Annotated in this window: 14 protein-coding genes; 5 read left to right on the forward strand and 9 right to left on the reverse strand. The window is 56.1% G+C overall.

The window, feature by feature from the left end; all coding sequences use genetic code 11:
• Nucleotides 1–56: 56 nt before the first annotated feature.
• On the forward strand, nt 57–2,048 hold the full coding sequence (locus N2M06_RS05600; RefSeq protein ID WP_346351872.1) for an acetoacetate--CoA ligase: 1,992 nt from the start codon (nt 57–59) through the stop codon (nt 2,046–2,048).
• Nucleotides 2,049–2,226: 178 nt separating this feature from the next.
• Here N2M06_RS05600 and N2M06_RS05605 read toward each other — a convergent pair whose 3' ends face one another.
• A complete protein-coding gene (locus N2M06_RS05605; RefSeq protein WP_346351873.1) occupies nt 2,227–2,490 on the reverse strand; it encodes a DksA/TraR family C4-type zinc finger protein in 264 nt (87 codons plus the stop codon).
• Between the two features lie 233 nt (nt 2,491–2,723).
• Between N2M06_RS05605 and N2M06_RS05610 the strand changes: the two genes are divergently transcribed.
• The gene (locus N2M06_RS05610; RefSeq protein WP_019934131.1) at nt 2,724–2,882 is read left to right on the forward strand and encodes a YqaE/Pmp3 family membrane protein; all 159 of its coding nucleotides are present in this window, start codon (nt 2,724–2,726) and stop codon (nt 2,880–2,882) included.
• Complete coding sequence (locus tag N2M06_RS05615) at nt 2,882–3,223, forward strand: DUF4112 domain-containing protein (RefSeq protein ID WP_346351874.1); 342 nt, start codon at nt 2,882–2,884, stop codon at nt 3,221–3,223. Before N2M06_RS05610 ends, N2M06_RS05615 begins: the two co-directional genes overlap by 1 nt.
• Here N2M06_RS05615 and N2M06_RS05620 read toward each other — a convergent pair.
• From N2M06_RS05620 to N2M06_RS05640, 5 genes are all read right to left on the reverse strand, one after another.
• Entirely contained in the window at nt 3,216–3,566 is a 351-nt protein-coding gene (locus N2M06_RS05620; protein WP_346351875.1) for a DOPA 4,5-dioxygenase family protein, read from the reverse strand. The two genes, N2M06_RS05615 and N2M06_RS05620, sit on opposite strands and share 8 nt — an antisense overlap.
• A gap of 122 nt (nt 3,567–3,688) precedes the next feature.
• Nucleotides 3,689–3,994 carry a chorismate mutase gene (locus N2M06_RS05625; protein WP_125867756.1) on the reverse strand — a complete coding sequence of 102 codons (306 nt, stop codon included), beginning with the start codon at nt 3,992–3,994 and terminating at the stop codon, nt 3,689–3,691.
• A gap of 133 nt (nt 3,995–4,127) precedes the next feature.
• On the reverse strand, nt 4,128–6,587 hold the full coding sequence (locus tag N2M06_RS05630; protein ID WP_346351876.1) for a TIR domain-containing protein: 2,460 nt from the start codon (nt 6,585–6,587) through the stop codon (nt 4,128–4,130).
• A gap of 164 nt (nt 6,588–6,751) precedes the next feature.
• Complete coding sequence (locus tag N2M06_RS05635) at nt 6,752–7,579, reverse strand: hypothetical protein (RefSeq protein WP_346351877.1); 828 nt, start codon at nt 7,577–7,579, stop codon at nt 6,752–6,754.
• 572 nt (nt 7,580–8,151) lie between these two features.
• Nucleotides 8,152–9,531 carry a DEAD/DEAH box helicase gene (locus N2M06_RS05640; RefSeq protein ID WP_346351878.1) on the reverse strand — a complete coding sequence of 460 codons (1,380 nt, stop codon included), beginning with the start codon at nt 9,529–9,531 and terminating at the stop codon, nt 8,152–8,154.
• A gap of 397 nt (nt 9,532–9,928) precedes the next feature.
• On the opposite strand from N2M06_RS05640, the gene N2M06_RS05645 reads away from it, so the two are divergent.
• Entirely contained in the window at nt 9,929–10,981 is a 1,053-nt protein-coding gene (locus N2M06_RS05645) for a diguanylate cyclase (RefSeq protein WP_346351879.1), read from the forward strand.
• A gap of 165 nt (nt 10,982–11,146) precedes the next feature.
• Here the strand turns inward: N2M06_RS05645 and N2M06_RS05650 are convergent, their stop codons facing one another.
• The 3 genes from N2M06_RS05650 to N2M06_RS05660 all read right to left on the reverse strand — a co-directional run bounded on the left by N2M06_RS05650 (nt 11,147) and on the right by N2M06_RS05660 (nt 13,791).
• Nucleotides 11,147–11,698, reverse strand: coding sequence for a cysteine hydrolase family protein (locus N2M06_RS05650; RefSeq protein ID WP_317074761.1), 552 nt, complete (start codon nt 11,696–11,698; stop codon nt 11,147–11,149).
• A gap of 99 nt (nt 11,699–11,797) precedes the next feature.
• Nucleotides 11,798–12,805 carry a GlxA family transcriptional regulator gene (locus N2M06_RS05655; RefSeq protein ID WP_346351880.1) on the reverse strand — a complete coding sequence of 336 codons (1,008 nt, stop codon included), beginning with the start codon at nt 12,803–12,805 and terminating at the stop codon, nt 11,798–11,800.
• The gene (locus N2M06_RS05660; protein WP_346351881.1) at nt 12,802–13,791 is read right to left on the reverse strand and encodes a helix-turn-helix domain-containing protein; all 990 of its coding nucleotides are present in this window, start codon (nt 13,789–13,791) and stop codon (nt 12,802–12,804) included. Before N2M06_RS05660 ends, N2M06_RS05655 begins: the two co-directional genes overlap by 4 nt.
• A gap of 149 nt (nt 13,792–13,940) precedes the next feature.
• Here N2M06_RS05660 and N2M06_RS05665 point away from each other — a divergent pair, with 149 nt between their 5' ends.
• Complete coding sequence (locus N2M06_RS05665; RefSeq protein WP_346351882.1) at nt 13,941–14,828, forward strand: MBL fold metallo-hydrolase; 888 nt, start codon at nt 13,941–13,943, stop codon at nt 14,826–14,828.
• The last annotated feature ends 83 nt before the right edge of the window (nt 14,829–14,911 follow it).

The raw sequence follows: 14,911 nt of genomic DNA on the forward strand, positions 1-14,911 counted from the left end.
CGGAGCGCTTGTATTGTTGATGCGCCCACACAGCCAGCGCATACACTGAAAGGAGTATGCTGACTGAGCAGGAGTCGTTAATGGAGCAGAACCAGATATTATGGACACCGCCGGCACCGCTGCTGCAGCACAGCCAGATAGCCAAATACATGCGCTGGCTGAGCGGCCGGGGGCTGGGCAAATTTACTGACTATCAGGCCCTGCATGCCTGGTCGGTGCGCGAGCCCGAGGCCTTCTGGCAGTCGGTGTGGGACTTTTGCGGCCTGCGTTATGAGCAGCCGGCCGAGCGGGTGCTGGGCCGGCGCAGCATGCCCGGGGCCGAATGGTTTGCGGGCATGCGCATGAACTTTGCGGCCAACCTGCTGCGCCATGGTACCGGAGCATTGGCCAATAAAGAGGCCGTGGTATGCCACCGAGAACACGGCCCGCCGCAGCGTTATGACTTTGCCGATTTGCGCCGCGACACGGGCGCACTGGAAGCCTGGCTGCGCGCCCGGGGCGTAAAGCCCGGCGACAGAGTGGCCGGCGTGGTCACTCACGGTTACGAGGCACTGGTGGCCATGCTGGCAGCTACCAGCATGGGAGCAATATGGAGCTCGGCCTCGCCGGACTTTGGTGCCGACGCCATTATCGACCGCTTTGGTCAGATAGAGCCGGCAGTGCTGCTGCTGGTAAACGGCTATCACTACAACGGCAAGCAGTATGACCGGCGGGACGAATTTGCCCGTGTGGTGCAGGGGCTGCCCAGTGTAAAGGCGGTGCTTGGCATTAACAGCCTGCCGAACACCGGCAGCCTGAATGTGCCCAACCTGACCAACTGGTCTGTGGCGCTGGCCGAAGGGCAGGGCAGTGAGCCTTCTTTCACGTCGCTGCCGGCGGATCATCCTGTTTATATTCTTTATTCCTCGGGCACCACCGGCAAACCCAAATGCATAGTGCACGGGGCGGCGGGCATGCTGGTAAACCACGCCAAGGAGCTGGTGCTGCACGGTGACATGAGCGCCGGCGACCGGCTGATGTATTACACCACCTGCGGCTGGATGATGTGGAACTGGCAGGCCTCGGCGCTGCTGGCCGGCGTGACTCTGGTGACCGTAGACGGTGCCGCCGCTCACCCGGACATGAACCGGCTGTGGGCGCTGGCGGAGCAGGAGCGGGCAACCCACTTCGGCACCAGTGCGCGCTTTCTGGCGGAATGCCGCAAGGCGCAGCTGCAACCCGGTGAGCGTTTTGATTTAACAGCGATGCGAGTGTTGTTTTCCACCGGCTCGCCGCTGCTGCCGGAAGACTACGACTGGGTGTACAGTACACTGCCCGGTCAGGTGCTGCTGGGCTCCATTGCCGGCGGCACCGATATTTGCGGCTGCTTTGTGGGTTGCTGCCCTCTGTTGCCGTTGCGCCGGGGAGAAATTCAGTGCCGCTTTCTGGGAGTAGATGTGGTGGCCATGAACGAGCAGGGCGAGGTGACCGACGGCCGGGGCGAGCTGGTATGCCGCCAGCCGCTGCCCTGCATGCCGGTAGGCTTCTGGCAGGATAACAACAACGAGCGCTACCGCGCCGCCTATTTTGACACCTTTCCCGGAGTATGGGCCCACGGTGACTTTGTGGCTTTTACCGAACAGGGCGGGGCTGTGATTTACGGCCGCTCCGACGCCACCCTTAATCCGGGCGGCGTGCGCATCGGCACCGCCGAAATTTACCGTCAGGTAGAGCTGGCCCCCAACATTAAAGACAGCCTGGTGGCGGGCCGGCAGATAAACGGTGACGTGGAAGTGGTGCTGCTGGTGGTGGCGGATCACAGGCTCTCGGAAGAAGAATGCAAGCTGCTGTGCCAGCGCATTCGCACCGGTGCCAGCCCCCGGCACATGCCCCGCCACATAGTGCAGGTGCCGGACATTCCCTACACCCGCAGCGGCAAAAAGGTAGAGCTGGCAGTGGCTCGCATGCTCAATGGCGGCAGCAGCAGCGACAACCGCGACGCCCTGGCCAATCCGGGTGCCCTGGATGCCATTCGCCAATGCCTGCAACAGGCCGGCCTGCTGGCCTGAGCTTGTCCGGCAAGCTCGGTGCTGACTGGCAGCGAGCAGACAACGCCGATGTTGCATGAAGCAGCAGTGGGGATTGCCGGAGCCGACCGTCAAATGCCATGGATGGCATTTGCCGAGCGCCCCATGGATGGGCTCGAAGCATGTCGGCGGAGTGCAACCGCACTGATGCTTCACGCTGCTACCTCAGCTGGCTGTCTTTACTGGCGCGGCGGTTAATGCCGCTGCTGCTACGATGCTTTTCCTGCTTGCTCTGGCACTCAATGCACAGCCGCACACCGGGCACCGCCTTGCGCCTGGCCTCGGGAATGGGCGCATCGCACTCTTCACAATGGCTCAGGCTGTCGCCGGCATTCAGCCGGCTGCGCGCATCCTGCACCGCGTCTTCCACACTGGCGTCTATCTGATCCTGCACGGCTCCATCCCGTGACCATCCACCTGCCATGATGACCTCCTGTGATGTAGTTATGCTCACCATAACCATAATGGCACCGAACACGAAATCGCGCCGTGCGCCGGGCGGCAAAACGCTTGGCTCAATATGGCATGCAGAGCAGGCCACTCCGGCTGCGACATAAGGTGTCCGTATGAAACCGTTTTACATGGCAAACAGCTGGTGTGCAGTTGCTTAATGGCTGCCCTAAGGCTTAACTTGAAAAGCTAATCAAAGGAGGCCACATGGATCTGATTCGAATTCTTATTGCCATTTTACTGCCGCCACTGGGCGTGTTTCTGCAGGTAGGGTTGGGCAAGCACTTCTGGATTAACATACTGCTGACCCTGCTCGGCTACATTCCCGGCATAGTGCATGCGGTGTGGGTGATTGCCAAAAAATAATGGGCGGGAACACCCAGCAAACCCGCGCAAAACTAGACCGCCTGGCCTGGCTGCTGGACAGCACCATACGCCTGCCCGGCGGTTTTCGAATTGGCCTGGACGGCATTATCGGCCTGGTGCCCGGGGTAGGGGACCTGGCCGGAGCGGCTTTCTCGGGCTACATATTGCTGAAGGCTGCCCGCATGAAACTGCCATTCACCCTGCTGGCGCGCATGGGCTTTAACATACTGCTGGAAGTGCTGATCGGCAGCATTCCCCTGCTGGGGGATCTGTTCGACTTCGCCTTTAAAGCCAACAAGCGTAATGTGCGGCTGATTAAAAAGCACTTTGAGTCTATCTGAATATACTTAAATTCAGCTCAACCGAATCACCCAGCCAGTAAGCATGAGTCGTATGATCCGCCAGATCATCGCCGGTATCCGCATGCACCAGCACGCTCAGCTCGCCCCGATACCGATCCAGCCAAGGAATAAACCGATCAAAGTCGGCATGAGTGAACTTCACTTGACAGCTCCACAGAGTGTGCGGCCCCACCGGCTTTTGATGAATGCGGCCCACTTCCAGTGAAAACTCCTTGGCAATACGCTGGCACAGGGCAGTGGCAAACGCCAGTGTGCTTGCATCGAAATAGATATGGGCGTGGTAGGCGTCGTGATTATTTATTGGGCGTTTGGGGTTGATCATATGAGTTTCACTCTGGCAGGCTTATCCTCTTATTGAGGAAGGGGTAACGCCCGCCACACGGGCGAGCAACTTGTTGCGAGTCCAGCGCCGCAGGCGCGATGTGCTGGCGCTTGTTATGGCTTTCAAGTATTGCTTGTAAGTGAAGCATGCTCGACAAGCTCAGCATTTATAAAAGCAGAAATCATTGCACGATAAACAGCCTCAACCACATCGGGATTAGCATCCAGTTCATGAGCAAGCGTTCGAACTTTAGAGATGACCTGCTCAACTCTCTGCGGCGCCTTAACGTCATCGGTGGATTTCTTGAAACGCGCTGCCTGCATGACGAAGCCACCGCGCTCAGCGATTAAAGCTACGATCTTGCGATCAATTACGTCGATGTTCGAGCGAACTTCCTCAAGAGAACTGCAAGTTACTGCTTTGTTCAATTTTTACTCCTTGCTTTTGAGCCATAACGCCTAAGCTCAGGGGCATTTGAGGCGACGAACATTTTGCGGAAGCAAAATGGGCGGCGGGTCAAACGTCACCTGCAGCGATTTGTTGGGCGACATCACAGGCACACTACTTCGAATAGCTTTCTATCCGCTCGCTCAGTCGTGCCAGCGTACCACTACTCAAACCAGGAAGCTCCCTCTTGATAAGGCTACGCGCCTCTGACGCCCGACCCTCCATGGCAAGTAGAATCGATTTGAACTTGACCACTGAACGGTACGTTTGGGCGTACTTCCCAGTAGTATTTTCGAGAGCGCGTACGGCTTCCCTGAGTCTATCAATGTCCGCAAAGTGAACCGCAAGATCAGCTTTCGTTAGCAACGGATAATTTACCTCGGAAAACTCGGCAATCGTTTGCTCAATTGAAGTCATAGCTGCAGAGCGGTCACCGTCAAAGTAAGCGAGGACACGTGCTCTTGCTGAAGCAACCATTTCACGCGCCCGATCCGAAGGGTCGATTTCGAGGTGGGAAATGACTTCTTCAATTTCCTTGCGACACTCAGGCGTCCAGTCCCGCGCCATCAAACACGTTAGGTAGTTATTCGCATTTATTGGGTTTCCCGGCCGGTTGTAGTAGTTGTCACGAGCGAGATCAAAAGCCAGCTGATACTCCTCCGCCTGCATATAGACTAAGACCAGCTCGCCGATAGCACGCGGGTCCCGCGGCTTCTGTTCCAAGACCCGCTTAAGGTTTTCCTCTGCTCTAGCTACATCTCCAGACAAACGGTAATAAAATCCATACAAAAAAGCTCTGTTCGGCTGAGGAACCTTTCTAACTTCATCGAAAAAACTATTCTTTCTCAGGCGAGCAAGACATTGACACTTAATAAAGCGAACATGATCTATCGTGTTTGTATGGAGGGATTCCTCACGAGATAATACTCGGTCTGCCAGTAATATGGCCTCTGCGTACTTTCTATCTTCGTCATAGAGCCGCTTGATTGTCTTTACAAATACTGAAGGTATGATTAGCTCTTCCGGAATTGCTCCTCCACCTCTTAGGCTTTCTTGAGCGGAGAGAATATAGTCAGAAATATCCGCTTCTTCATCTTCATAGCGCTCTACGAACGACTTTACGTGATTCGCGAGTGCCGCCTCAAAGCCGGTCGCCGAACCGAATCTATTTCGACTGATGTAGTCGCGGATTACCTCGTTTACACGAATATAATCCGATGAGCTGCCAATCCTTTCGCAGATGGACGAAGACAACAAATCTCTTAGCAGCTCTCCGTAGTCGCTCTCATTGACAATGTCGAATAGCACTTCGTAGCTAACGAATTCAAACCTGCTTAATAGGTATATAAAATTCAGAGCCTTATGGTCTTTTTGAAACGGTTCTAGCACAACCTTGGCTTTATCGGAGCCGTATTGCTGAATAGTATGTGAATTCTTTTTTGCCTCGAACAGGCCATGATCTTTGATTAGGTCAACTGCAAACAGCACTTGCTCCGGATAGCCTGTAAGAATATCGGAAAAAAATGAATAGTCGTCTCTGTTGAGATCGAGGCCAGAAAATCTCGAATAGCGAACCATGAGCCCGTCACGTTCCGACTTATCCATCTCCGCAACGTGCACGAAGAAAGCCAATGGGTTCAATCGATTAAGAGATCCAAGAGGTCTGTAACGGCTGGCCACAGCAAAGACAAGAAACGATTCATCGGCAAGCCCATTAATAATCTCTGAAAACCAGTCAACCAATTGACCGTCGGGTTGAACCAAGACGCCTTGGTCCTCAATTAAAATCCTCTCCCTCTCCTGAGAAATTTCGCGGAACATGCGGATGGCGAATTCGGTTTTCTCTTCCACACTTGCGCGCAAACCGAAATCTTTTGAAGACAAGTTGACCAAGCCGAGGTCTAATGTCTTTAACACGAGGTCTTCGATACTATCTAACTGCGCAAGTACGACAGATGGGAACTCGAACGACGCTCGTACGATGTTGGATTTCTTGAGTGAGTGTCGCAATAAGCTCTTTCTACCAATCGCGCTTAATCCAGACGCAATGACCGCTACCGGAGTCGGCGCAGAGAAATCGTCCATGCGTTCCTCAAACTGGCCGATTAGATCGTTGCGTCCAACGAAGATTTCAGCACGCTCTCTGAGTCGCGGATGAAACTGCCAAGAGATCTCTATCAATCGAGAGCTGATTCTACGCGCAGCAATACTCGGCTTTAATATCGGCTGGATATTAAGACTTTCACGCATCCATTCAGGTATTCTCGAATCTAGATGTGTTAGGCCGTCTTCGATGATGATCGGATAAATTCTTTCCAGTTTGGATGCATCAAATAGTGATTTCGCGGCTGCTAACTCATCCTGTACCCAGGTTGAGTCTAGCGCTTTCGAGGACAAGAAGATTACGAAAAGGGCCGTTTCGTCAAGCGCACTTGCAATTTCTTCTGCGGGCGGCATTCCTGCTTCGAATGTATCTTCGTCAAGGATGCGCACTTCCCGATGAAGCTTGGAAGCAACGGGTCGAACGAAACGTTCTTTATCGGAAGAACTATGGGAAAGAAAGCATTTGATCATTGCTGGGTGTCCTTCGCATCATTGTGCCTGTAGGGTATCAAGCGGGGCTTTGTCGCCCAACGCCCCACTAAGGGGCAGTAATACGTAGGCTAAAATTAGGAGCGAAGCGACAGAGCCTACGTGTTACTGTCCCAGCGAGCGAAGCGAGAGCCTTGAGTGGTTTGTTAGCTTTCTGCCGATTCAACCTTATAAATTAAGTATCGTTTTAATACGCCTTTTGCTGAAGTTACCCGCTTCACGTTTAACTTAATTTTACCGCCATTACCATTTTGCGCATGATGCATTGACCACGTGAGCAGTTGTTTTTGAGCAGAAGTAACTTCATCTTCTAGTTTAAAGGATACAGTGCGTTCCAGCTCATCATCATAAAACCTACCAAACGGGGATAATATATTGTAACGAGTTACATTGCCGACAATTCCGGTTTCCAAATTTGGATTTGTTCTAATAGAAACACTCTTAAGTGTCTGAGAATCGAGTCTAATTACATTGCCGACCTGTTGCCTCTTTATGACTATAGCCATATCTTCACATTGCTTAATTGGTTTATGTGCCTGCTCTAAAGGTATTTCTAAGGCTTCTTCCATTTCGCCTATAAATGGCTCAATCCGTTCATCGAGTCTCTTAACATGAGGAGTTTCAGGGGAGTAATCTAGTTCTAACGTTTTAGACCATGTCCACTTGAGTAGATCATAGAACACGTTTGCGACGATGCTAGTGCCGATAGAGGTAGCAATTGGATGCTCAACCGCAATAGCTATCAGTTCCTCAAAGCTACCTTTTCGTGATGGATGAATATAAATTTTTGCACCACTAACCTTGTTACCGTGCTTTTTTACCTCTCCTTCGTTCAGCAACGCATGTGTTGTGATTGACAGAGCTTTTGCAAAACCTTGGAGTGATACAGAAGCATCGTACATATCTAGTCGGCCATCATTAGCATCACCATGGTGGTACGAGATTTTGAACTTTATTATTTTAGGGGAAGCCATGATTACTCCTTGTGGCAAATATTCCTATTTGAAAGCTAACATTTTAATAACGAGCGCGCTCATATTTGTTCTTTGCTGATTTAGCGAGCATCCCGTTCAAGTAACTGATTTTGTTGCTTAAATAACAAACATTAAGCCTTGTGGTTGTGTAAAAAATGAGCATGCTCATATTTGTTCAGGCCTTGCTCATTATCTCCAAATGTTAGGTATGTAACTTCATGATCTAACTTAAGTTTTTACCAAACGGCCGTTATTTTTGAGCATGCTAGCGCAGCAATATGAGCATGGCCGGCTGCATGTTAAAAATGTACTGTACAAAAATCAGGCTTTTTACCAGAGCCGGCCAACGCTACCGCCCATCACTGTTGCTGAGGCGTAAGCGCATGCCTGAAACCCTTGTTGAAGCTTGGTATTTTGTCGTATGAGTCTGAAAAAGCAATGCGGAAATGCTGTTTTGCGAGAAATGGGCGTGTAGTGATGGTTTTTCTGAGTGTTTGCCTGGGTTTTTGCCTTCACAGGAGTGACTGGCAGGGTAGTAAAAAGCCGGCCAATGTGGCCGGCTCTGATATCGCTTAGCGGGAGAACCGCTCGGCGCGTTTGCCGCGCAGTTTCTTTTTCTTGGGGCCGGCTTTTTGCTGGCCGGTTTTTTTCAGCAGCACCTGGCTGGGGTTGCGTTTTTTGCTGCTGTCGGTGCGGTTGCTTTTGGGCGTGTTGTGGCCGTCGTTACTGCCTTCCAGCTCTATGGTGGTGGCGGTGCTTTTATTGGTGCGGCCGGAGAGTACCTTGCGGGAGATCTTTTTCAGCAGCACGTCCCGGTTGGAGACTTCATAGCCGGCTTTATTAATGCGCTTGATGGGCGCGCCAATGAGTTTTTCAATGCGGGCCAGGGTTTGTTCTTCTTCCCGGCTTACAAAGGAAATGGCTTTGCCCGGTGCGCCGGCGCGGCCGGTGCGGCCAATGCGGTGAACATAATCTTCCGGCAGGTAGGGCAGGTTAAAGTTCACCACCTGCTCCAGGCCCTGAATGTCCAGGCCGCGGGCGGCCACTTCGGTGGCAATCAGCACCTGCAGCTTGCCGGATTTAAAGTCGGCAATGGCACGGCGGCGGCTGCCCTGGCTTTTGTCACCATGGCATACGGCGGCTTCCACCTTGCGCTTTTTCAGTCCGGCCAGCAGGCGGTCGGCCTGCTCCCGGGTACTGGTAAACACCAGCACCTGAAACCAGTTCTGTTCATCCAGCAGCTGTTCAAACAGCTCAATTTTGCGGTTTTCTTCCACCGGATATACCGCATGGCGCACGGTATCGGCGGTGCTGTTTACCCGGGTTACGCGAATTTGCTGGTGGTTGTGCAGCACCTTGTGGGCCAGCTCGTTTACCGCCGGCGAGGTGGTGGCGGAAAACAGCAAAGTCTGGCGCTTGGGTGCGGTCAGCTGCATCAGCTTGAGCACATCGGTAATAAAGCCCATGTCGAGCATGCGGTCGGCTTCGTCCAGCACCACAAACTCCACGTCGGTCAGGGCCACGTTCCCAAGAGTAATGTGCTCCATCAGCCGGCCGGGGGTGGAGATCACCACATCGGTACCGGCACGCAGCTTGTTGGCCTGGCCGCCCATTTTTACGCCGCCATAGAGCGCAGTCACGCTGATGGGCAGATATTTGGCATAGGCGGTAATGTTGTCTGCCAGCTGCTCGGCCAGCTCTCGGGTGGGAGTAAGAATAAGCGCGCGGGGGCGGCGCTCCACTGTAGCCCTGGGGTTGTCTGTCATGCGCTGCAGCACGGGCAGGGCAAAAGCGGCGGTTTTGCCGGTGCCGGTTTGCGCCGTTACCTGCAGATCCTTGCCGCGGCGGGCGGGCACCACGGCCTGGGTTTGAACCGGAGTCATTTCGCTGTAGCCACAGTCTGCGAGTGCCTGTTGCAGCTCGGGGGCCAGATCCAGAGATGAAAATTGCATAAGAGTTCCTCTGTAGTGTCGCTACAGTCAAAAAATCGAGGCTGGAATATACGTTATTTTGCCCTCGGGGGAGAGGGTTAATTGTGATCTTTGCTTGTTTTTTGCGCTTTTTGACTGTTCGTGAGCGGTGAACTGCATTTGGAGTGAAGCAGAAATGGTAACCAGTTCAATGATGAGGGCTTTTGCAGGAAAGATATCCCGGTTTGCCGGGTCTTCTCGTCGGCACACCGGCCAGCTGCTTCACGCTTGTTTTTCAGGCATTAACGCCAGTTTTTGATGTTTATCAATGGCACCTGCCTTTGACAGCGGATAAGCTTACCCGGTTTCGGCACATTTGAATCCATTGGTGCTGTACACGGAAAACGACCGAACAGGGATGAGGTATAGGGTGTCGGGCATGATAGTAAGCACGGAAGCAGGTTACCTGGTCAGTCCGTATCTGGCCTGGAGTGCAGTGGTCGCACTGCTGGTGCTGGCCGGGGGCTGTGCGTGGTCTCTTTGGCGTCATCGGCGGGCGGCAAGCCGTCATGATGGCGTGGAGCAGAATGTACGCGAGCGGGCAGACTCCTTTCGCTACCTGGTAGAAACCGCCCATGAGGGCATAGTGGTGGTGCAGAGCCGGCGGCTGGTTTACCTGAACCCGCGCATGTGCGAGATGACCGGCTACAGCGAGGCCGAGTTGCGTGCGCTGCCCACCTTTATGCCGCTGATCGACCCTTCGGCCCGTGAGGTGATGCTGGCAAACCACCTGCGCCGGCTGGCGGGCGAGCCATCCCCCCAGCGCTACGAAAGCCTGTTTCTGAAAAAGGATGGCACCAGTTATCCCATTGAGCTGAGCGGGGTCGCCATTGTCTGGCAGGGCGAGCCGGCCACCCTGAACATGGTGACCGATATTTCGGGGCGCAAGGCGGCCGAAGAGAAAATGCAGTATCTGGCCCATCACGACAGCCTCACCGGCCTGCCCAACCGCTATATGCTGCACGAACGCCTGAAACAGGCCATAGCCCTGGCACAACGCACCGGGGTGCCGCTGGCCGTGCTGTTTATCGAGCTTAATGGCTTCAAGAAGGTCAACGACGACCATGGCCACGAGGCGGGAGACTGCCTGCTGCAGCAGGTGGCCGGGCGCATTCAGCCCCTGTTGCGGGATTCAGACACCCTGGCGCGCATGGGCGGAGACGAGTTTGTGATTTTGCTGACCCAGATAGCGCAGCCGAAGGATGTGGCGCAAGCCACTGCGCGCATTGAGGCGGCCATGGCACCTGCGTTTGCAATTAACGACCAGGCGCTGCGGCTTCAGCATGGGGGCGGCGCTGTACCCGCAAGACGGCACCACGGCGCAGGCTCTGCTGAACCTGGCCGATCACCAGATGTACGCCCACAAGCACCGCCATTATCAGCGCGAGGCGCTACCCCAGAGCTGAAGTCGGAAGCACGCTTGCGGGCATAGTGGCTGTCGCGCTATTCGCCATTCCAATAAATTCCATAACGCCGGGGTGCAGATTGAAAGCCGGGACGACAACGGCCGCCGCTGATAGCTATGTCGGGGGTTCCCTCATTACCCTGCTGCCGTTTCTGCTGATGGGAGTGGGGGCTTTTATTTCTCCGCAGTTACTCAACTTCGGGTCAGATAAGTGTCGGTTGAGACGACGGTGGCGTAGCCGAACTCGAACGCCGCCATCATGGCGGCGTGAACCTGGGCCGCAGGCACGGTCACGCCATTGAATTCCAGGTCAAGCGTGGCGCAGGCATCGTGCACCACGGTGACCGGGTAGCCCATGTCGGCTGCGGCGCGCACGCCGGCATCCACGCACATGTGGCTCATGGCACCAATAATGACCACCTCTTCAATCTCACGGGCCTCGAGCTGTTGCTTGAGATCGGTGTCGCGGAACGAATTGACGTAATTCTTGACGATAACCGGTTCGTTTTCGGCCGGTGTTACGTCAGACATGATGTTCACGCCGTCGGTGCCGGGCACGAAAACAGGGGCTTCGCCGTTGGCGAACTCATGCCGAATATGAAACACCGGTATGCCTTGCTCGCGGGCATCGGCAATTACCCTGACGGCATTCGCCGCTGCCGCTTCAATCCCGGTCAGGGGCAGCTTGCCGGTGGGCAGGTATTCATTTTGCAGATCGATCACGATCAGTCCGCGTTGCTTCATGGTGCAGTCTCCTGATGAATGGAGAGGTTATTGTGCTTGTCTGCGGATGAGGAGGACAGTGTCGCTGGCGACAATTTGCGGGGTGATAACGACATTCAGTCAATCAGTGCCGTCTTGTTTCCCGCAGGCCTGCCCGGTACCAAAACGGCGGCGATATTCGCCGGGGGCCAGGCCCACGAGACGGGTGAACACCTTGCGAAAGGCACCGGTGTCGCCGTAGCCTACTTCCCAAGCCACCCGCTCTATGGTGGTACCGCCAACCTGTAGCAACTCCCGTGCCCGGCCTACCCGCAGGCGCTGGCAATATTCGGTGGTGGTCATGCCGGTGGCTTTCTGAAACCGGCGTAACAGGGTGCGCTCTCCCAGCCCGGCCCGGGCGGCCAGGGTTGTCAGGGCCATATCTTTGGCACCGGTGGCCTGCAGCCAGTGCTGTAGTTTGAGCACGGCGGCATCGCCATGAGTGAGACGAGGAGAAAATACGCTGTAGTAACGTTGTTCGCGGCCGGGCGGGTCTACCAGCAGCATGCGGGCCGTTTCCAGCATCACGCCGGGGCCGAGCAGGCGATCCACCAGCCGCAGGCCCAGATCGGTCCAGGACATCAGGCCCCCGGCGGTAAGGATATCGCCGTCGTCGATGAGCATTTGGTCGGCATCTACCCGCACCTTTGGAAAGCGCTGTTGCAGTGTCTCGGCATAGGTCCAGTGGGTGGTGATCCGTCGGCCGTCCACTCGGCCGGTGGCGGCCAGCACAAAGGCCCCGGCGCACACCGAGCCGAGGATAGCTCCCCCGGCATGCTGGTCGCGCAGCCAGCGTGCCAGTGGGGCGGATGTTTCCGCGGTCATCGGCTCGCCCAAGGTCGGCGGCAGGATCAGCGCCGTCGGGGTGACCGGCAGTGTACCCGGGCTGCTGTCAAACACTCGGTGCGGCGCGGCGGCTGCGGCCTCCGCCTGCCAGTGGCTGATACGCAATATCGGCGCATTGTTTTGGCCGTGGCCGGTGGCTATGCGGTTGGCCATGCCGAACAAATCGGTCAGCCCCAGCACGGCCGACTGCTGAGCCCCTGAATACAGGATGAGTCCAATCTCGGTCTGGGGTGTTTCGCTCATGGGTGACGGGATTCCTGATGGCCGGCCTGCCGGCGCAGGCAAAAGGTGCGCCGGTAATCCGACGGCGAGGTACCCAGCTGGGCGCTGAATTGCTGGCGCAAAGACAGGGGCGTGCCAAAGCCGACTTCCGCGGCAATGCATTCGATGGGCAGTTCGGTGGTTTCCAGCAGTTGTTGTGCCCGGGCCACCCGTTCGGTATTGAGCCACTTGACGATAGTGGTGCCGGTTGCTTCACGAAAACGCCGGGTAAAGGTGCGCCGGCTCATCATGGCCACCCCGGCCAGCTGGTCGACCGAAAGCGGCTCGGCCAGATGTGCGCGGGCCCATTCCAGTACGCCGGGCAGGCGGTTTTCGCTGTGGAGCTGGGGAATCGGCCGTTCAATGTATTGCGCCTGGCCGCCCTGACGGTGCGGCGGGGTGACCAGCAGCCGGGCCATGCGGTTGGCCGCGTCGGCACCATGGCGCTCACGCACCAGTTGCAGGCAGCAGTCGATGGCGGCCACGGTACCTGCCGAGGTCACCACGTTAGCGTCCGCAACATACAGCACCTCTGGCCGGAACAGGGTGTGGGGAAAACGCTGGGCAAACAGCTCTCTCGCCATCCAGTGGGTGGTGGCTTCGCGGCCGTCGAGCAGGCCGGCATCGCCGAGAACAAAGGCGCCCAGGCAAAGCCCCACTACCAGGGCGCCCCGCTGGTGGGCCCGGCGCAAGGCCGATGTTAGCTCGGCCGGGGCCGGGGTTTCCGGCTTGTCCCAGGCAGGCACTATGATGATGTCGGCTTCGTCCATGGCCTCCAGCCCGTCCTGCACCTGGACAACCAGCCCCTGATCACTGCGGACCGCGCCGGGCTGCTGGGCACAGTAGCGCACCTCATAACGGGGAAAGTCTGCCGGCCCGTTGACGGCACCGAAGGCCATTGCCGGGATGGAGAGCTGAAACAGGCTGACCCCTTCAAAGACGAGCACGGCAATGCGGGTGGAAGGCATGGATTTCCTCGGGGTAGGTGAATGGCCCAAAACTATCTTACATTGTCACTCAGGTCAATGGTGCGCTCCGGCGTCTCCCGGCACACTGGCTGCGTTCAAATCGCTTCCCGGTACCGCCGGGGGCGAATCACCATTACAGGAGTCGTATCATGCACATCAAAACGTTAGTCACATCTATCGCCCTGGCCCTGGGGCTTGCCGGCCAGGGTGCCTTTGCCCATGAATCCGTCGCCATGAGGGCACAAGACGGTGAGGTAAAGGTACAGCTCATTCGCAACGCCACGGTGAAAATCACCTATGCTGACACGACCTTTCTGATCGATCCCATGCTGGCGAAAAAGGGAACCTACCCGGGGTTTGAAGGCACCTATCGCAGCCACCTGCGCAATCCGCTGGTTGAGTTGCCGATGCCGGCGGAAGCGGTCTTTGGCGACGTGGACGCCATCATCGTGACCCACACCCATCTGGATCACTGGGATGACGCGGCTCAGGCGCTGTTGCCCAAGAATATTCCGTTGTTTACTCAGCATGAGGCCGATGCCGAGCTAATCCGCTCCCAGGGATTTACCGACGTACGCATTCTTGCTGACACCGCCGAGTTCGGTGGCGTGACCCTCAGCCGGACCGGTGGCCAGCACGGCACCGATGAGATGTTTGCCAGCCCCGAGCTGGCCGGTTTCCTTGGCGATGCCATGGGGGTGGTCTTTGAAGCACCGGAGCACGAAACACTGTATCTGGTGGGGGATACCATCTGGCGTAATGAGGTCGGCCAGGCACTGGCCGAGTACCACCCGCAGGTGGTGGTGGCGAATGCCGGCTATGCGCGTCTTAACGGCTATGACGGTGCCATTATCATGGGCAAGGAAGACGTGGTGCGTCTGGCCGAGCAAGCGCCCGAGGCGACCGTGGTGGCGGTGCATATGGATGCCATCAACCATATGGGCCAGTCCCGCGACGAGCTTAGCGGTTATGTTCGGGAGCAGGAGCTGGAGCAGCGGATTGAGATCCCGACAGACGGCGAAACGCTGATATTTTAATCTGAAGGGAGCCGCCCACTTGATTGCTATTGCCGGCTCTGCAGAGCAGTGTTGTGTATTAGCTTGTCATATGCACTGAGTGC

This window comes from Oceanimonas sp. AH20CE76 (genome assembly GCF_039654065.1).
GTDB lineage: Bacteria > Pseudomonadota > Gammaproteobacteria > Enterobacterales > Aeromonadaceae > Oceanimonas > Oceanimonas smirnovii.